The sequence below is a fragment of the Hymenobacter coccineus genome (assembly GCF_001816125.1).
GTDB classification, from domain to species: Bacteria; Bacteroidota; Bacteroidia; order Cytophagales; family Hymenobacteraceae; genus Hymenobacter; species Hymenobacter coccineus.
In genome coordinates this window covers 1-18376 of record NZ_MDZA01000437.1, presented here as the reverse complement: position 1 = coordinate 18376, position 18376 = coordinate 1, and the positions used below count along the sequence as shown (strand labels likewise).

Below are 18376 nucleotides of genomic sequence, written 5' to 3'. Positions count from 1 at the left end.
GGCTACGGAACTGGCTTCTGGCGGGCCTGGTGAGGAATACTCTGGCTATCTCCAATTTGGTAGCTATCCCCTGCTCCCTGGCGTGCGCCCTACTAGTGACCCGGCTGGCCAGCTGGCTGACCTTCCCTCGCCCATCGTCGGACCGGCCGTAGCCCTAGCCAAAGATAGTGGTGCCCCAGCTCCAATACGTTCACCTTCACTTCGGGAGACTGGCAGTACCCCCACCCAGCGCGGCCGCTTGGCAGGGGGCTATATTTCTTCGTTCCTACCTGGCTGGTATGCTCAGCTGTTATTTTTTAGTCGCCTGCCTGACCGGCCTGCTTGCGGGGGGGCCAGCGGTGCTACCCTCCCGTGGGCAGGCCGGTCCCATGCCCACGCCACCGGCCCCAGGCTTTACCCGGCACCACGTTCTGCGCGGCGAGGAAAATTTCGGCTTCTTGCGCCAGGCTGAGCGAATTGGCGAATTCTGCCACAGCCACGTTCTTGTTTAGAGCCTATTATGTGCTTTCCAGCAAGCTGAAGTTGTTTTCTCATCTTTTGTGTTTCACTAAACAGGCCGCAACTTTACTAAGGCCAAGAAAGTGTCGTGATGCGCTTCTTTGCGCGTCGGCCATTTTTTAATAGCACTCAAAACGCCTGCAAAAGCACAGCAGACTCTAGCGACTCGGGGGCGGCGAAGGCAGTGGCTGGGCTGAGTGCACGGTGTTGAGCACACTCAGCAGCCGGTGCAGTTCGGTCTGCTCAGCGGCCGTCAGCGGGTCGTAGAGGTATTGGCTGAGCTGCGCAACGAGGGCCTTTCCCTGCGTGTGCACGGCTTGCCCGGCCGGGGTAATTTTCAAGCGGCGGGCGCGACGGTCCTTGGGGTCGGGCACCTCCGTTACTAAGCCGGTTTGCACTAAGCGGCGCGTGACCTCCGTAACAGTGCTAAGCTCCAACTGCGCATTGGCCGCAATTTCCGACTTGGTGGGCGTCTGGCCACCAAGAATAGAGGATAGTACGCTAAACTCACGGATGCCTGCAATGGGCAAACCAGCCAGCAATTGCTCGGCCGCCGCGTGGGTGAAGTAGTTGAGGCGCGTCACCAGCGGCACCAACTGCATGAGGGGGGGTAGGGTATTAAGATACTGCGGCTCGCGGTGCAGCGGCACAACTGCCTCGCCAGCTAAGTCCCCGACCGGGCGGTGCCGCTGGTGCAGCCAGGCCGCAAACTCGGCCAAGTCGATTTCGGAAGTGGCCTGGGCGTAGCGCTCTAGTTCAGAAATCAACTGCTGGAGCACAGGCAAAATGTTTTTCATACGGCAATAAATTATTTCTACGGGCAAAGCAACTAGATGTATTACAAATTCGTAGTATATTTGATAAATATTAGTAGTAAATCTGCTTTCCTAATCCGAATCACTACGTAGTCGCTCGGCCGGCCATTCACCAGCAGACTTCGCAAAGGTCAGCTTAAAAATGTGCTCTCCCCTGAGATAAACTCTGGCGGCTGCTCGTCGCTCTGCCATCACTTGCTTACCAGCTCCGTGTTTTTCCTCTCCTATTCTATGATTTCGACAGTTGCTCGTTACAAGAGCCGGGCCGCTTGGTTGCTAGCCGGGCTGCTGTGGCCCGCAGCCGGGATAGCCCAGTCCGCACCCCGGTCGCTGCCCCTGGTTGAAGCTGTTACGCTGGCCGTGCGGCAGAGCAAAGCGCTGAAACGCAACTTAGCCTCGCAAAACGTGACGCAGGCGCGGGTGGCCCAGGCCAAGAACGGCCTGCTGCCCAGCGTAGCAGTAACGAGTAATTTCTACCGCATTTCCGACAACGTCACCCCGTTCGTGGTGCCGTTTCCGGGAGCCGGCGAAGTCACGCTCAACCCCCAGATTCTCAACCAGAGCTTCAATAACTTCCAGGTCCGGCAGGTGCTGTGGGCCGGGGGCCGGGTGCGCAACGGCATCGCCGTGGCTGAGCGCGAAGCCCAGGCTACGACCGCCGAAGCCGACCAGTATCGCCTGGCTGCCGCCGACAACGTGACCACCATTTGGTACACGCTTTATACGCTCAACGCCTCGGAGCGCATCATTCGCGAGAATATTAAGGTGCTGCAGGACCGGCGCCGGGACCTTACCAACCTCGAAAATCAGGGCGTAGCCCTGAAAGTAGACGGGCTGAAAATCGACCTCACCATCTCGCAGCTCAAAAGCAGCCTGGCCGACCTGCGCGCGGGGCAAGCTACTAATAGCTTCAACTTGGCCCTGGCCACCGGCCTGCCGCCAACCACCGAATTTGCCATCGACCCGGCCGAGTTGCCCGGCACCGCCACCCTGGGGCCCCTGGACGGCTACTTGCAGGAAGCGCTGCAAAAACGGTCAGAACTACAGGCCCTGGGCCTGCGCCGCGAGGAGGCGGTGCTCAACCAGCGCGTCGCGCGGGCCGGAAGCCTGCCCTCGCTCAGCTTTGGCGGCAACGTGGACTACAACCGGCCCAATCAGCGGGTTTTTCCTAACCAAGCGGCTTTCAAGGGGACTTCCAGCGTCTTCGCCGCGCTGGCCTTTGACATTGGCGGCCTGTACACGAACCGAGCGCGAGTGGCCGAAAGCCGCTTTCGCGTAGAAGAGCAGAGCGCCACCATCGACGACACCCGCGACCGGATTTTGAGCGAAGTAAACGCCAACTACCGCACCTACGAGCAGCAGGTAGAAAAAATTCAGCTTCAGGAAACGGCCCTGGCGCAGGCCACCGAAAACTTCCGTGTCGAGCAAAACCGCCTGAAGGCCAACGTGAGCACGCCCACTGATTTTCTCGACGCCAATACCCAATTGCTGCAAGCTCAGCTCAACCTGCGCTCGGCCAAGGCCAACGCCGAACTGGCCCGTTGGAAACTACTCAAGAGTACGGGCCGCCTACCCGCCGCCAACGCCGCTAACTGAAGGCCGGGTACCATTCTTCGCTAAAACCCTCGTATTGCCATGAAAGTCAATCTTTTTACCGCCCGTGTCTGGTCTGGGCCGGCCGTGCTGCTAGCCGTGCTACTGACCGGCTGCGGCGCCGGCCAAGAAACCGACAACGCCCAGGTGCAGGCCGACATCAGCCCGGTTATTCCGAAAGTAAGCGCCGCGGTGGTAGTCATCCGCGTGAGCGATAACCAGCGCGTGCGGCGCGGCGATACCCTGGTGCTGCTCGACGACCGGGACCTGAAGCTGCGCGTGGAGCAGGCCGAAATTGCCCTGGCCCAGGCCCGCGCCAACGTGGTGGTGGCCCGCAAAAATAGCGCCGCCGCCCGCCTCGGCATCGCCACGGTGGCCAGCACGTCGGGGGCCGCCACCGCCGGCATTGCCACGGCCCGCGCCACCGTCGAGAGTGCCCGCGCCCGCCTGCGCCAAACCACCCAGAATTTCCAGCGCCAGGCCGCGCTGCTGGCCCAGCAAAGCGCCACCCAGCAAAGCGTTGACAATGCCCGGGCCGACCGCGACGGGGCCGCCGCCAGCCTGGCCGCTGCCGAGGCCCAGGTAAAGGTGCTGACCGGCCAGGCCGGCGCGGCCACCAACCAAGTCGCCACTGCCCGCTCGCAAGCCGACATCGTGGGGCAGTCGGTGACCCTGGCCCAGTTGGCCGTGAAGCAGACCGAAGCGGCCCTAGCCACGGCCCGGCTGCTCGAATCCTACACCGTGATTACGGCTCCGGCCTCCGGCGTGGTGTCGGACCGCAACCTGCAAGTGGGCCAGCTCGTGGCCCCCGGCCAGACCCTGATGAAAGTGGCCCAGGACGGCAACCTCTGGGTGGTGGCCAATTTCAAGGAAACCCAGTTGGAGAAGATGAAAGTGGGCCAGCCGGTGGAGATTAAGGCCGACACCTATTCCGACAAGGTGTTTCAAGGAAAGGTGCAGTCCCTGTCGCCAGCCACCGGGGCCCGCTACTCGTTGCTGCCGCCCGACAACGCCACCGGCAACTTCGTGAAGGTGACCCAGCGCGTGCCCGTCAAAATCGTCTTCACCGAGCCGCCCGCCGCCGACACGCCCCTGCGGGCCGGCATGAGCGTCACGGCCAACGTGAAAGAGTCGAAGTAACACTCATTTTTTCATCCGCTATGGCTTCCCTCGCCCTTCCCGCCGCCGCGGCCGACCCGGCCCGGCCCGTTACCCCGGCCCCTACCCCGGCCGCCGACGAGCCTACCCACGAGGTGGGGTTTCGCAAGTGGCTCATTACGCTCACGGTCATCACCTGCGCCATCATGGAGTTGATTGACACCAGCATCGTGAACGTGGCCACCCGCGACATTGCCGGTAACCTGGGCGCGACCACCGACGAGGCGGCCTGGGTGATTACGGCCTACGCCGTGTCGAACATCGTCGTGATTGCGCTCACTGGCTTTTTGTCCAACAAGTTTGGGCGCAAGCACTACTTCACGTTTTCGGTGGCGTTGTTCACGTTTGCCTCGTTTATGTGCGGCTCGGCGCACAGCATCGGGGCGCTCGTGCTCTGGCGCTTCGTGCAGGGCCTGGGCGGCGGGGCCTTGCTGGCCACGGCCCAAACCGTGCTGGTCGAAACCTTCCCGCCCGACGAAATCAACAAGGCCAACGGCATTTTTGGGGCGGGCATCGTAATGGGCCCCGCGCTGGGCCCAGTGCTGGGCGGCTACCTCATCGACAATTTTCACTGGGGCTGGATTTTTTACGTCAACGTGCCCATCGGCCTGCTGGCCACGTTCTTGTCGTGGCGCTTTATCAAGGACATCAAGCGGCCGGTGGGCCGGGTCGATTACGTGGGCATCGGGCTGCTGGCCGTGGGCATCGGCGGGCTGCAAGTGGTGCTGGAAGAAGGCCAGCGCAAGGACTGGTTCGACAGCGCGTTCATCGTGACGACCAGCATTTTCGCGGCGCTGGGCATTGTTTTGTTCGTGGTGCGAATGCTGCGCCAAGCCGAGCCAGTAGTGAACCTGCGCGTCCTGGGCAACCGCAACGTGGCCATCGGCGCCGTGCTGCGCTTCGCGTTCGGGGTGTGCCTGTTTGCGTCGGTATTTCTCTACCCCTTGTTCGTGCAAAGCTTCTTGGGCTGGACGGCTACCCGCACGGGCCTGCTCATCCTGCCCAGTTCCCTGCTCACGGGGATGACGATGGGCGGCATGAGCGCGGCCATGCGCAAGGGCCTCAACCCCAAAATCCTTATCATCGTAGGCTTTGGTTTCGTGATGGCCTACGAAATCCTTACTTACCAGCTCGCCACGCCCCAATCGGGGGAGTGGGACCTGTTCTGGCCGCAGCTCTTTCGCGGCGTGGGTTTCGGCTTCATCTTCGTGCCCATCTCATTTTTGATTCTGGCCGGCCTCAAAGGCAAGGACATCGGCCAGGTTGCCGGCCTCGGCAATATGATGCAGCTGCTGGGGGGCGCCGTGGGCTTGGCCGCCATCAACACGTTTGTGACGCGTCGCACCAGCGTGCACCGGTTGGATTTGCTACCCAATATCTCCCTGGCCAACCCCGCCGCCATCGCCCGCTTCGACGGCCTGACGGCCTCCTTCCTGCGCAACGGTCATTCGCTGGGCGAGGCGCAGCGCATGGCCGTGGGGACGTTAGAAGGCATCGTCAGCAAGCAGGCGGCCATTATCAGCTACGCCGAGGGCTTTATGCTGCTGGCCTTCGTGTGCATGGCCGCCGTGCCATTCGTGCTGCTTGCCCGCTTCCGCAAGGGCGGCCCCGCCGTGGACCTGAGCGCGGCCCACTAGCCTAGCTACCCCCTGGGGCGTTATCCAACAGAAACCCTACGTGGCCGGCCCGTTGCGGCCGGCGGCACCTGGCGCTTGCTCGGGTACCCAAGCTGCGCCGCGGTCTACCAAGTAAATGCGGCTTACCTACTCAATCAATATGAAACTCATCGGCTTAGAAGAACATTTCATAACGCCCGAGCTGGCGCAGGCGACCAACGACCTGCCCGCAGAGCAGGTCGGTAGCTTTTTTCAGCTCTTTACGGGCGGGCCGGTGCAGGAGCGCCTGTTGGACTTGGGCGACGACCGGCTGCGGCAAATGGACCTTATCGGGCTCGATATGACGGTGCTCTCCACCCCCGCGCCGGGGGTCGAGCTGCTGGCCCCGGCACCGGCCGTGGCCTTGGCGCGGCAAGCCAACGACCGCTTGGCCGCCGCTGTGCGGGCCCACCCCGACCGCTACGCCGCGTTTGCCGCCGTGCCTACCCCCGACCCGGCCGCCGCCGTGGCTGAGTTGCAGCGGGCCGTGCAGGAGCTGGGCTGCTGCGGCGCACTGATAAACGGCCGCACCGCCGACAACAAGTACCTCGACCACCCCGACTTCCGGCCCCTGCTGGCAATGGCGGCCCAACTCGGCGCGCCCCTTTACTTGCACCCGCAGATGCCGCCCGCCGCCGTGCGGGCGGCGTACTACGACGGCTTCGACCCCGTGCTGAGCGCGGTTTTTGCCGGCGGCGGCTGGGGCTGGCACCTGGACGCGGGCATCGGGCCGCTGCGGCTCATCCTGAGTGGCGTGTTCGATGAGCTGCCCACCCTGCAAATCGTGCTCGGGCACTGGGGCGAGATGGTGACCTTCTACCTGGAGCGGGCCGACGTGCTGACGGCATTCATGGCCCAACGGGGTTTGAAAAAGTCCTTGGCCGAGTATTTCCGCCAGCACTTCCACGTCACGGGCAGCGGCATCAACACCACGGCCTACCTGCTGCGCCGTGGAGGTGCTGGGCGCCGACCGGGTAATGTTTTCCACCGATTATCCCTACGCCTACGACTGCGCAGACAGTACCAAGAGCGGCTGCTCGCGCTCAAAGACGCGCTGGAGCTAGTGAGCGGCAAATGGAAATTCTGCCTGCTGGCTCAAGCTCTACAACCACGGCGCGATGCGCTTCACCGACTTGCAGCAGCCGCGCCTGTTCGTGGCGGGCACCCAGGGCCCCGGTCTGCGCGCCCTGCCGCCGGCGCTGCCCCGTGGCCAGCTGGCGCAACTGGTGGGCCGGGGCGGTAATGACCGCACCCGCGGCCACGGCTGATTGTTCCGGGTGCCCGGCCAGGTGTGGGCCGCTGGTACCTGCGGCCTGCTTTTCCCGCACGGCTTCCAGCGACGCGTTGGCCTTTACCGGGGCCGAGTCGACGGCCTGGGTGTCACCAGCGACCAGGCCCCGGGCCACGCACTGGGCAAAGAAGTGGTCGAACAGGCGCTTGAAGACGGCGGCCGGGAAGAGCTGGCGGGTGCGGCTAACGGTCGAGTGCCACGGCAACTCCTCGTCCACTTCGTAGCCCAGAAACAACAGGATGTCTAGACGTAGGGCGCAGTGCTCGACCAGGCGGCGGTCGCTGACCAGGTTTTCCAGCCGGCCCACCAGCACCAGCTTGAAAAAAACGACCGGGTCCAACGAAGGCTGGCCCGTGTGGCTGTAAAGCGTCCGGGTCTCCTCGTAGAGAAACGTCCAGTCCACCAGCTCGGCCAGCCGGCGGTACAAATTATGGGGCGGCACCCGTTCGGAAAGCCGGAACCGGGTCACCTCTTTATCGAGAAACGGCTTTTTGCCTTGCATCTCCCTTCTACGAAACCGGGTTATGCAACAGCCACGACCCTTTCCGTGAACAAAGGCACCTTTCCTGAACCGGCCCTCTTGGGGCCGACGGAGGCAGCTTGCTGCAGTGCTGTACTTAGCTCTATCTTGCCCCTATGAATACTTACTCGCTACCCTCGCGTTTGGTGCGGCTGTTTATGCTACTCGCTCTGGTAAGCGCTTGTAGCCAGGACAAGCAAGAAGAGCCTAAACCGAAAGAGTACGCGGTGCGCGTGCGTGTTACGGGTAGTAATATGATTGGTGGTACGGCCATCATCAACTCCACCTCTAACTACAAAAGTGCACCCGTGGAGAAGCCGGTTATTGCGCGCGTTTACCCCGCCGAAACGGTAAACGAAACCATCGACCTCGGAACGTTTGGGGCCGCGGACCGGATACGCGTGGAGGTGGCGATGAGCGGAGTCAAAAGCGAAGCGGTTATCAAAGCCGAGATTTTAGTGGACGGGGTAGTGAAGAAAAGTTGCTTTGTGCTCGGCGGTGGCCTATTTGAGCGGTGTGAACTGGCCACAGATACCCTGTAATCGTTCCTGCTCATGTCATACGGATTGCTGTTGAAAGGATAATCAATCGCTCGCGGCTGTTGCACAACTCGCCAGTGCACTTGACAACAGGTCATCGCGCTCACCAATAGGTGAGAAAAGCAACCTTACGGCCGGTTTGGTTGGGCACAACCGCGTACGAGCCCTAGACTGAGTTCTGCAACAGCCACGACCGTGGCTGTTGCAGAACTACCAGTCGATGGCCGCTTTCATGGGCTGGCCACCGACGAGTGCTTGGGTTTGCCTCTCGCACCCGTTGCGGTGCCGCCAACAGCGCGTTGTAATAGCCAGTTGCGGCGCTGGCAGGGCAACGGCTAGGCTCAGGTGCTGTTGGGGCCGGTACTTCAGTAGCTTTTTGAGGTTGTAGGCGACCGCTGTAAGCAGCATCGTTTTCTGGGCGCCGGCGTGGCCCCGCACATTCATGCGGCGCAGGCCGTAGTGGTGAATCAGGTTGCCGAAGACGGGTTCGACCGTGCTTTGCCGGACCCGGCGCATGCGCTGGCCCCGACGGCTTTGTTGCCGCTGCCACGCCCGACGGTACGGGGCGTCGTAGATGGTGCGGGTAAGCTGCTTGCGCTTGGCTCCAGGCACACACGTGGGTTTTAACGGGCACTGCTGGCAGTCCGAGCAGGTGGCCCAGTAAATTTTAAGCCAGTTGCCGTCGGCCCGGGTGTCGTACTTGCGAAACGGGAGCACCTCGCCGGCCCGGCAGTGGTAGACGTCCTGCGGGGCATCGTAGCGGAAGCCCTCGATTTCGGCCTTGTACTGGCCAAAAACGGGGATCCAGGCCGTTATCTGCGCCGCCTCGAGCAAGGCGTAATTCGACCCGTTCGCGTAGCCGGCATCGGCCAGTAGCGCGCGTAAGGGCAACTCGTTGGCGCGTAACCGGTGTTGTAAACCCGTGCGCAAGCGCGGCAAATGCCGGCTGTCGCGGCTATCGGCCAAGTCGGCCTGCACGTGGCCGATGACGCCGTGGGCCGTGTCCACGGCCAGGCTGCAGCGGTAGTTCAGCGCCCGGGCTTTGCCGGGCTTGACGGAAATGCGCGCGTCGGGGTCGGTGGGGCTGTAGTGGGTCTTGTTGCGGAGCAGACGCGCCTGTTCGTGCCGCGCACCCAGCGCGCCAGTCTGTGCGCCCTGCCGACGGCGCTGCCCCGTGGCCAGCTGGCGCAATTGATGGGCCGGGGCGGTAAGCACCGCGCCCGCGGCCACGGCTGACTGGTCCGGGTGCCCGGCCAGGTACGGGCCACTGGTGCCCGCGGCCTGCTTTTCCCGCACGGCTTCCAACGAGGCGTTGGCCTTGACCGGGGCCGAGTCGACGGCTTGCGTGTCGCCCGCGACCAGGCCCCTGGCCACGCACTGAGCAAAAACGTGGTCGAACAAGCGCTCAAACACCGCCGCCGGGAACAACTGGCGGGTGCGGCTCACGGTCGAGTGCCCGGGCAACTCTTCGTCCACTTCGTAGCCCAGAAACCAGAGAATGTCGAGCCGCAGGGCGCAGTGTTCGACCAGGCGGCGGTCGCTGACCAGGTTTTCTAGCCGGCCCACCAGCACGAGCTTGAAGAAGACCACCGGGTCGAGCGAAGGCTGGCCCGTGTGGCTGTACAGGGCCCGGGTCTCGTCGTAGAGAAACGTCCAGTCGACCAGCTCGGCCAGCCGCCGGTACAGGTTATGGGGCGGCACCCGTTCGGAGAGCCGAAAGCGGGTCACCTCTTTGTCGAGAAATGCCTTCTTGCCTTGCATCTTCCCTCTACGATGCCGGGTTCTGCAACAGCCACGACCCTTTCGCTGAACCAATGGAAAACCTATTCCTGAGGCGCTTGGTCTTTACCTTCGGCCCATGACCGACGTGGAGGCAGTCGTGGAAGAGGGGGTAGCACAAGACCAGGAACAGAAATCCCCGCTAAGATTATGCGCTACGTTTAATATATTTCGTGCAGGCAGTTTCGACGAGGTTTTGCTTAGAATGCTAGCCTAAAAGTCGGGATTGGCGCAGGGGCCGGAAATGGTAGTGAGCGTGCTAACAATTTTTAAACGGTCGTAGCTGTTGCAGAAGTATCTGGAGAGTAGGCTGTTCGTAAAAGGAGGATGCAAGAACATAAACACTTCACGGACAAAGTCGTCACGCGCTTTCGCTTGTCGGAGCGGGTGCTGCGCCACAATCTGTGTCGGCGGCTGAGCGAGTTGCTGGACTGGGATTTTCTCTACCAGCAGACGCACGCCCTATATAGCCACACCGGGCAGCCCTCGCTCGACCCGGTCGTCTTCTTCAAGCTCGTGCTGGTGGGCCGCCTGGAAAACATCGCCAGTGACCGCCGCCTGGTCGCGCACTGTGCCTTGCGCTTGGACATCCTGTGCTTCCTGGGCTACGAAGTGGACGAGGACTTTCCCTGGCACTCGACCCTGAGCCGCACCCGCCAACTCTACCCAGCGGCCGTGTTTGAGTACCTGTTTGACCACATTTTCGCCCAGTGCGTCGCCGCTGGGTTAGTGGCGGGCGACACCCAAACCGTTGATTCGGCGCCGGTCAAAGCCAGTGCTTCCCTGGACAGCCTACGCCCCAAACAGCCGCCTGTTGCGCCGACCATGCACCTGGCCGGTCAGCCAAGTACGCCGCCAGAGCCGGTGAACCACGGGCAGCCGGTGCCTGCTCACCAGCTGCGCCGCGAAGCGGCGCGCCAAGCCAAGCGCCGGGCCCTGCCCGGTGGCCTGGGGGCCAGCATGCGCAAGCGAAGTTGCTGCGCAACAAGACGCACTACAGCCCCACCGACCCCGAGGCCCGCATCTCCGTCAAGCCCGGCAGAGCCCGGGCCCTGAACTACCTCTGCAGTTTGGCCGTGGACACGGCCGCGGGCGTGATCAGCCACATCCAAGCCGATTTCGCCGACGGCCGAGACAGCGCGCACCTGCCCGCCCTGGTCCGGGGGTTACGCGCCCGGTTCACGCGCAACGAATTGACGCTGCGTGACCTGGTGGCCGACGCTGGCTACTCGACGGGCTTTAACTACGCGTATTTGGAGCAACGCCGCATCACGCCGTGGATTCCCGCTTTTGGGGCCTACAAGCCCGAGGTGGCGGGGTTTGCTTATGACCCCGCCCAGGATACCTACGGCTGCCCAGCGAGCAAGCGGCTGTGGTTTCGCGCTTACCGGGTCACCGAAGACGGCAACTGGTCCAAGCTCTACCGGGCCAGCTACCAGGACTGTCAGCAGTGTCCCTTGCGGCCAACTTGTGTGCCGGGGGCGCAATACAAACAGCTGGTTCGTTCGGCTTTCGATGCTGCCTACCGCCGGGCGTGGCATCGGCAGCGCACGCGGGCCGGGCAGCACATGCGCCGCGTCCGACAGCGCACGGTCGAACCCGTCTTCCGCCACTTCCTGTACCACTACGGCCTGCGGCGCGTCGCCACCAAGGGCCGGGCAGCAGCCCACAAGATCATGCTGCTCAGCGCCCTTGCTTATAACCTCAAGAAGCTGCTCCGGCACCAACCGAAACAGGTGGTGAGCTTGGCCCTGGCACTCCGACCCGAGCGACAAGGGCCCACTAGCCGTCTTCTTAGTAGCTGGTTGCTAACTGGCTATCTTAATTCAGGTCGCTCGCTCAACTAGCTCGCAACAGAAGCTGAGTTCTGCAACAGCCACGGTCTGTCAACGACTGTGAAATAAGTCCGTTGGCGAACCGCCCCGCGGAAATCCTTCGCGCCGAAAGCCAATCTCTGCCTTACTTAGGCTCCACTTTCCACCCTTCCGCATGCCGCTGCTAAAAACCGTTCCATTCATTGCGCCGCGATAGATCGCGAAATCAAGGCGTGGCTAAAAACCCACGGGTTGACCGACCCAAATCAGCATGTGGTCAATACCGAATACAAACGCTGGCTTGGGCAGGATACATTTCGTGCACAGGCCGCAAACGTGACGGCCTATTACCTCCCTAAAATATTGCCTTGTCTAAAGCTTCGCGGCCAGCGAGTTAAGCGTACACTTTCCCTATAGTGCTAGTGGGGCAGGCTTTTTCTGCCTGCATTATACACCTCTCACCTATTTCATTTTTACGTTATGAGCGCGAAAACATTTTTCGGTCTGTTAGGCATAGTAGCAATTTTTAGCACTAGCTTGTACCTGCTTTAGTCGCTCACAACAAAAAGCCCCGCCGGATTCGGCGGGGCTTTTTGTTGGCAGGGTGAGTTGGTTTGCATCAAGCGCTGCCGCCGCTGCCACAAAAGGAAGCTGTTAGTCGAAGCAAGGCCATATGTGCCTATGATTTGCATTTTAGCGATTTTTGCGTGACTGTTTTCTCGCGTATTTCAGTAATAAAGAGAATATTTACAAACCAAAATCTGTAACGGCCCGTTATATTTGTAACGGCAACGGCAACAATGGTCACCTATTGATTGCCGTTGTCAATACCGTAGCCCTGTGTTGGTGTGTTGCCAACGCGTCGAAAATCGCCCCCACCATGCCAACCGAAGCCGACATCCAACGTGCCGCTCAGCGCATCCAAAACGGTGATGGAATCATTTCCACCGTCTTGCAAATGAAGAATGATGCCATTGAAGCCCTGCGAACCGGGGACATGACCAAGCTGAAGAAGGCAGGATCTAACACCTTCTCTTTTAATGCTGCTTCCTTATAGAATTGTCTTTGACGAAGAGAACATAGCATACTTTACCGCAGACAATCGAGCTAAGTACAAAGCCCTCTTTTCCGGTCGTCCCCTCCCAGGGCTGCCAGAACTAGAGGGCTTTGTTTTTGACTTCTCTTTTCAGCGCGAAGTCAGCGACTGCACAAAGCCCACCCACCCAGGCTACGACCGAAGGATACGGCTGACGCTGGAAAAGCTCATGAACCGCTTTTTTGAGATTGACCCGTACAACGTCATGGCCTTCGTGTGCGAGGCAACCGATTATAAGCACAAGATGCGGCAACGCGTGTTTGGCGATTGGCACGCGGCGCACCGGAACAGGATCGCCAAGGTGACATTTAGCTTGCCCAGCGGTACCGTTGGGGAAAACGGTTCGGCAGGCGAGTCTGTGGGTGGCTTGTTTTATTTAAAGGACCATCCCCTCGCCTTAAAGATTGAGTCGGGCTTGGGGGCGGAAATAGCTTACTATACGACTATAAAAGCCGAATACTGACCGTAAAGCGTCGGCTTCGTGCTACAGTAACAGAAATAGCTTACCACAAAAAATCCCCGCCGAACCCGGCGGGGATTTTTTGTAGATCAAAACAGCGGCCGGTTCTTCTTGATGCTTTAGCGGCAGGCGAGGCTTTTGAGCTGCGCGTAAGGCAAACCGAGGTCGGCCGCAATTTCGGGCAGGGTTTGCCGGCCGTAGTGCTGGCGAATGTAGTGGGTCGTGGCGGAGGTGTGGAACGTGTAGGGGCGGGGCTGTTTTGTCATGTAACAGGCAATAATAAACCTCCGTTTTGTGGCTAAAAAGCCGAAGATTCAGTTGCTTATGATGTGCGTTGCATGGCTACCTTTAACCTTCACTTCCCACTACAAACAGTTTTAAAATGCCTCAGAACTACGCGCAGCTTACCGAAGGTATTGTTTATAGGACCAATCCCGAACACCTTGAAATAAGACAATCAGTCAAAAGCGACCTAGCAACGCTCAGATATGGTGACGTTTTATATTATATTCAGAGTAAGCATGAAAGGCGTCAAGCCTGAGTATACTCGAAGAAATAAGGAGGCTGGAGAAAATGCTAAACAGCATTTGAGCTTTTTAGCGAATGTGACCTTCGCGTACCAAGGTTCTGTAATGACAAATACTCATTGAGGTGGTCGGGTAAAAGTGGACACGGCGAAAGTAACTTTCCCTTGTCATGGAAGCAGCGAAACCAGCCGGTAAACGGCAGCGAACTAAGTAGGATGCGGCGTTTCGGACCGAAGCAGTCCGCCGGGTAACGCAGGATGGGCAGGCGGCGACGCACGTTGCGCAGGCGCTGAGCATGAGCGAGGCCGTATTGGGCAAGCGGGTGCGCGCCATGCGGGCCCTTGCAGCACCAAGGACTATGTCTTAGCCTTGGCGTCGTCCCGCGACACGGTTAACTGCTTCAATCTGCCCGAAGGCCTCTTGCCCACCGCCCTAAACTTATCGCGCAGTGGGCGGGGGGATGAAATATTTGCCGATTCCACGTTCGTGCGCCTCAAAATTGGCTACACTACGCTTGCTCCGGCCGACCGAACGATTGAAGTCTGTAATGCTACGGTTTACCTCGCCCCGTGGTTAAAGCTGACCAAAGGGAAAGAGATTAAAATCCTTTGCGCTTCCAAACGCTAACCTGCGAGCCGCTAGGTTCAGCAGCTAGCAAAACAAGATTTTGGGGGCAGTGGGGTTTGGGCCAGCAGTCGGCTCCCCGCTGCCCCAGCGCGGCGGGGTGTTTGCCCGCGTGGCCCAGGCTCGGGCGGTAGGCGTCGTTATAAAACTGCACCAGGTCCGCGCCCCACCACAGGAACATGAGAAACTTAGAGTTGAGCAGGATGCTCACGGCGGTGCGCAGGCTTTGCAGCCAGGTGTTCGGGGGGCTTAGGACCGTCGTGGACCAGTCGTAGGCCCGCGTCAGGGCCCCCCATTTCCTCGCCCCCGGCTAGGAAGCCCGGGCGCGTGACGTCCGTGGCTGCGGGCGGCGATACGGGTTCCGTCATGGGAGCAGGGCTGAAATAGACGAGGGAGAACCGCCCGCGTGGGCCGTTCTCCCTCTATTTATGCCGGCCGGTGGACGACCACCAACATAAAGTAGGCAAAGATAGCAACTTGCCCTGAACATCTTGGATTTCCTGAGCGGGCTTTGTTTGCCGTTTTTTGAACGGCCCCCGCCTGTTTCCTAGCCGATAATCCCCTGTTCTACTCTTGTGCTCCCCTTTTACTGGCCCATAAGGTGCTCAGCTGCTGCTCGGCATGGCCGTAGAGGCGCTGCAAGGTCTTGTGTTTGCGCCGCAGCAGCAGGTAGCGCCAGGTAGCGCCGGTGCGCGGCCACGGCCAGGCAGTTGACCGTTAGCAACAGGGCACCCAGGACCGCTTCAAGCCACGTCATACCTCAGTCAATAAGCGAACCCGTCCTAAATAGACGAAGGAGAACCGCCCGCGTGTGCCATTCTCCTGCTACGGCTGCCCAGTGGAGGCCACCGTACGTCAGGTGTTCAAAGAGAGGAGAAAATGCTAAATTCCACGGTTGAGGGCGGCGAGTGTCGCATCTTTGCCGACCTTAAATTACTTAAGCTCCCCGTGAAAGCAAACGCCCGTTTCGGCCCCGCCGAGCAGACCCCGGCGCAACGCCAAGCGTTGCTCGATGAGGCGCAGGCCCTCGGCGCGGCCCAGGGCCTGCCCCCGCTGAGCCCGTTTGGGCAGCGGCTTTACCGTCGCTACGTCGCGGGCGAGTTGAGCGTGGCCGAGTGCAGCGCGCAGTTGCGCCAACGCTACAACCCAACGTAACCGCTCCGGCCATTCCAGCAAAGTACCACGCCGGCAACCAGCTGCGCATGAAAGCCAAACCCTGAAGTGGTCCAGTTACGCTGGACAGTTTGAGGGCCTAATCGACTTCAAAAAATTGTAGCAGCTGCCCCCAAAAAAAACTAGGTGGGCCGCGCGTCAGTCGCAGTAGGCAATAGGCGCTGCACGGTGGTCGCGTGAAACTCCTTCCCCCTTCGAGTTCGGTAACCAGCCTCATTGAGCTTGGCCGCGATTTGCCACAAGGTCTGCCCCTTGGCTCGCAAGAGCTCGGCCAACTGCGCGGCCTGGCGATTGGCCTGGTGCTCGCGGGCATTGCGCTGCATGGCCGCCTGCCCCTGGCGGTTGATGGCGGGCGTCATGTTCTGGGGGTTGCCCAGCACCGCTCCCCGCGCTTTTTTGGCGGCAAGCGCGTCTTTGGTCCGTTTGGAGATTGTCTCGCGCTCGTGTTGGGCGAGCACGGCAAATAGGCCCACGGTTAGGGTGTTAGCGTCGGGCATGTCGCAGCAGACAAAGTCTACCCCCGAGTCCCGGAGCGCTAGGATGAAACTGGCGTTGCGGCTGAGCCGGTCGAGTTTGGCGATGAGCAGCGTGCTACCTACCCGACGAGCCTCGGCCATGGCGGCGAGTAGTTGGGGGCGTTGATTCTTCTTCCCACTTTCAATCTCAACAAATTCCCCCACCAGTTGGGCGGGGTCCGCCACGAAGGCGCGCACCGCGGCTTGCTGGGCTTCGAGGCCGAGCCCCGAGATTCCCTGCTTTTGAGTGGACACTCTATAATAAGGAGTATAGGTCCGCAGCGGAGTCATGGTACAAAAGGCGAGTACAAAAGGGGTTTCGGCGAGAATCGGGGTAAAAGTACGAGATTTTACATCTTAGCAACGCTCGTTTAACTTTTGTGACAAGCTGGGATTTAGGGGTACTTTTGCCCCGATGACCAAATTCGTGGCCTACTTCCGCGTCAGTACCGTTCGCCAGGGCCAGTCCGGCCTCGGCCTCGAAGCCCAGCAGGCGGCCGTGCAAAATTTCCTGCGCGGCGACGCGCAGCTCGTGGCCACCTTCCTCGAAATTGAGAGCGGGAAGAAAAACGAACGGCCGCAATTAGCGGCGGCCATTGCCCGTGCTCGGGAGGACGACGCGGTGCTGCTCGTGGCCAAGCTGGACCGATTGGCGCGGAACGTCGCCTTTTTAGCCACCCTCATGGAAAGTCGGGTACGCTTCCAGGCCGTCGACCTGCCAGCCGCCGATGAGTTTACCCTTCACATCATGGCGGCCGTCGCTCAGAAAGAGGCGTCGGCCATTTCCACCCGGACCCGCGAGGCGCTCGCCGCGAAGAAAGCGCGGGGGGAGCAGCTGGGCAGCCCGGCTAATTTGACCCAGGCCGCCCGGGAAAAGTCGTGGGTGGCTATGCGCGAAAATGCGCAGACCAACCTCAACAATCGGCAGGCCGCGCAGTTGGCGGCGTTGCTACGGGCGAATGGGGCCACGCTGCGCGCGATTGCCGAGCAACTCAATCAGTCCGACTACCGCACCCGGCATGGGAAGGCATTTCATCCCATGGGTGTGCAACGTCTATTGCCCAAACCAGCGCAATAGGCTGTTTACGTGTAGCAAGGCTTCGTTTACAATATGTAAAAAGCGCCACTTTACGACTCCCACCTAAATTATTCGTCCCAACCGAACCGCCTTCGTTAGGCTTGCAAGAATTCCCGCATGTGAGTTGGCAAGGGGTAGCTGCCCTGCAGCCGACGCATCAGCACGACCTCGCCCAGGTGAAAGGACAAGTGCAACGCGACATCTTGTAAGATTACTCCCTGCGTCAGGACTTGCTGCGCATCTCCTTTCGCCCCGCTGGCCCAGGTTTGCAACTCAACCAATTGCTGCTGGAACTGCGTGACGGCGGCTTGCAAAGCAGCTTCGCTGGAGGGTACGCGTGCCATATCCCAACTGCGCGTTTCGTCAAACCCCTCCGCGGCGGCTATTCCTTGTAATTGCGCTAACTGATGCGTTTGCCATACCAGTAGGTGTTGCAAGATTTGCCAAATAGTGGTGGGAAACGCTTGCTGCTCCGCGCCACTACTACTCACGGTCAAATTGTCGAAGGCCTTGAATGTATCAAACGCTTGCGCAAACAAGCTCTGGCGGTCCGTTGAGTCCATGGGTTTTGATTGCTTTACTGTAGTAGGGTGCCTCAGGGCCTGTATACCAGATTCATGAAAGCTCTCGGCGGCCGCGAAGCTACAGCAAAGCTGCCTCGCCTAAGACACTATTTAAAGGGTCGTTTGAAGCATGTGAAATCACCGAAACCCCACCACTAGCTTAGCAGCGACGGCGGCCCAAGTCCCCCTTCTACCAACCAAGGATGGGAAAAGGTGACAAGTAAAGATCCTTTTAAAAGGATGAACGTCTTCTGGCAGATAATGCTATAAATTGGCCTGATTGACTGCAAACGCATTTTCTTTGAAAATGCTGGCAGAAAGGGTGGCAGTCTCTAAATGATTAAGTATTTCGCCACAGTGCTGGGCGACATCTTCAGGGCACGGCCAATAACCTGGTTCGAGGCGCCGCTGGCCTTGAGCCGGCGCACCTGGTCGATGAGTTCTTGGCTTTTGCTGGGGGCCCCCAGCTTAATACCGGCGGCGCGCTTCTTATCGAGGGCAGCTTTGGTGTTCTCCCGGATCTTGATCAGGTCCTGGGCGGCGATGGTGGCCAGCATCGAGACGATGACGTCGCCGAAGGGCCCCAGCGAGTCGAGGTAGGGCTCGGTGAAGGACTTGTAGGCCACGCCGTGGCTAGCCAGCTCCTTTAAATACTTCAGCGTGGCCAGGGCCCCCTCG

17 protein-coding genes and 1 pseudogene are annotated in these 18376 nt (G+C 60.3%); 11 read left to right on the top strand and 7 right to left on the bottom strand.

The window, feature by feature from the left end:
- Positions 1-656: 656 nt before the first annotated feature.
- Positions 657-1295 carry a MarR family winged helix-turn-helix transcriptional regulator gene (locus BEN49_RS22560; RefSeq protein ID WP_070746848.1) on the bottom strand — a complete coding sequence of 213 codons (639 nt, stop codon included), beginning with the start codon at positions 1293-1295 and terminating at the stop codon, positions 657-659.
- A 249-nt stretch (positions 1296-1544) separates the two neighbouring features.
- Between BEN49_RS22560 and BEN49_RS22555 the strand changes: the two genes are divergently transcribed.
- From BEN49_RS22555 to BEN49_RS30695, 4 genes and pseudogenes are all read left to right on the top strand, one after another.
- Positions 1545-2909 carry a TolC family protein gene (locus BEN49_RS22555; protein WP_083326377.1) on the top strand — a complete coding sequence of 455 codons (1365 nt, stop codon included), beginning with the start codon at positions 1545-1547 and terminating at the stop codon, positions 2907-2909.
- Between the two features lie 39 nt (positions 2910-2948).
- On the top strand, positions 2949-4046 hold the full coding sequence (locus BEN49_RS22550; protein WP_083326376.1) for an HlyD family secretion protein: 1098 nt from the start codon (positions 2949-2951) through the stop codon (positions 4044-4046).
- Positions 4047-4066: 20 nt separating this feature from the next.
- On the top strand, positions 4067-5701 hold the full coding sequence (locus BEN49_RS22545) for a DHA2 family efflux MFS transporter permease subunit (protein ID WP_083326375.1): 1635 nt from the start codon (positions 4067-4069) through the stop codon (positions 5699-5701).
- 115 nt (positions 5702-5816) lie between these two features.
- Positions 5817-6515 (top strand): annotated as a pseudogene (locus tag BEN49_RS30695) (amidohydrolase family protein); the annotation flags it as partial.
- Between the two features lie 247 nt (positions 6516-6762).
- Here the strand turns inward: BEN49_RS30695 and BEN49_RS30690 are convergent.
- Complete coding sequence (locus BEN49_RS30690) at positions 6763-7512, bottom strand: transposase (RefSeq protein WP_083326373.1); 750 nt, start codon at positions 7510-7512, stop codon at positions 6763-6765.
- A 134-nt stretch (positions 7513-7646) separates the two neighbouring features.
- On the opposite strand from BEN49_RS30690, the gene BEN49_RS22530 reads away from it, so the two are divergent.
- Positions 7647-8072 carry a hypothetical protein gene (locus BEN49_RS22530; protein WP_125917136.1) on the top strand — a complete coding sequence of 142 codons (426 nt, stop codon included), beginning with the start codon at positions 7647-7649 and terminating at the stop codon, positions 8070-8072.
- 207 nt (positions 8073-8279) lie between these two features.
- Here the strand turns inward: BEN49_RS22530 and BEN49_RS22525 are convergent, their stop codons facing one another.
- Positions 8280-9830, bottom strand: a complete 1551-nt coding sequence (locus BEN49_RS22525; protein WP_070746838.1) for an IS1182 family transposase — start codon at positions 9828-9830, stop codon at positions 8280-8282.
- A 345-nt stretch (positions 9831-10175) separates the two neighbouring features.
- On the opposite strand from BEN49_RS22525, the gene BEN49_RS27295 reads away from it, so the two are divergent.
- The 4 genes from BEN49_RS27295 to BEN49_RS22505 all read left to right on the top strand — a co-directional run bounded on the left by BEN49_RS27295 (position 10176) and on the right by BEN49_RS22505 (position 13221).
- Complete coding sequence (locus BEN49_RS27295; protein WP_070746836.1) at positions 10176-10904, top strand: transposase; 729 nt, start codon at positions 10176-10178, stop codon at positions 10902-10904.
- Positions 10823-11695 carry a transposase gene (locus tag BEN49_RS27290; RefSeq protein WP_125917134.1) on the top strand — a complete coding sequence of 291 codons (873 nt, stop codon included), beginning with the start codon at positions 10823-10825 and terminating at the stop codon, positions 11693-11695. Before BEN49_RS27295 ends, BEN49_RS27290 begins: the two co-directional genes overlap by 82 nt.
- Positions 11696-12365: 670 nt before the next feature.
- The gene (locus BEN49_RS22510; RefSeq protein WP_125917132.1) at positions 12366-12719 is read left to right on the top strand and encodes a hypothetical protein; all 354 of its coding nucleotides are present in this window, start codon (positions 12366-12368) and stop codon (positions 12717-12719) included.
- Positions 12703-13221: a hypothetical protein gene (locus BEN49_RS22505; protein ID WP_070746830.1), complete on the top strand. Its 519-nt coding sequence runs from the start codon at positions 12703-12705 to the stop codon at positions 13219-13221. The genes BEN49_RS22510 and BEN49_RS22505 overlap by 17 nt, the downstream gene beginning before the upstream one ends.
- Before the next feature lie 116 nt (positions 13222-13337).
- On the opposite strand, the gene BEN49_RS28480 is transcribed toward BEN49_RS22505, so the two are convergent.
- A complete protein-coding gene (locus BEN49_RS28480) occupies positions 13338-13484 on the bottom strand; it encodes a hypothetical protein (RefSeq protein ID WP_158023049.1) in 147 nt (48 codons plus the stop codon).
- A gap of 1833 nt (positions 13485-15317) precedes the next feature.
- On the opposite strand from BEN49_RS28480, the gene BEN49_RS22495 reads away from it, so the two are divergent.
- Entirely contained in the window at positions 15318-15524 is a 207-nt protein-coding gene (locus tag BEN49_RS22495) for an antitoxin VbhA family protein (RefSeq protein ID WP_070746826.1), read from the top strand.
- Between the two features lie 140 nt (positions 15525-15664).
- On the opposite strand, the gene BEN49_RS22490 is transcribed toward BEN49_RS22495, so the two are convergent.
- Entirely contained in the window at positions 15665-16348 is a 684-nt protein-coding gene (locus BEN49_RS22490) for a recombinase family protein (RefSeq protein WP_070746824.1), read from the bottom strand.
- 124 nt (positions 16349-16472) lie between these two features.
- Here BEN49_RS22490 and BEN49_RS22485 point away from each other — a divergent pair, with 124 nt between their 5' ends.
- A complete protein-coding gene (locus BEN49_RS22485; RefSeq protein WP_070746822.1) occupies positions 16473-17135 on the top strand; it encodes a recombinase family protein in 663 nt (220 codons plus the stop codon).
- 95 nt (positions 17136-17230) lie between these two features.
- Here the strand turns inward: BEN49_RS22485 and BEN49_RS22480 are convergent, their stop codons facing one another.
- Both BEN49_RS22480 and BEN49_RS22475 read right to left on the bottom strand, forming a co-directional pair.
- Positions 17231-17698: a DinB family protein gene (locus BEN49_RS22480; protein ID WP_070746821.1), complete on the bottom strand. Its 468-nt coding sequence runs from the start codon at positions 17696-17698 to the stop codon at positions 17231-17233.
- A gap of 332 nt (positions 17699-18030) precedes the next feature.
- Positions 18031-18376 (bottom strand): recombinase family protein (locus tag BEN49_RS22475; protein WP_141765709.1); only part of this gene is annotated, 346 nt, incomplete at its 5' end.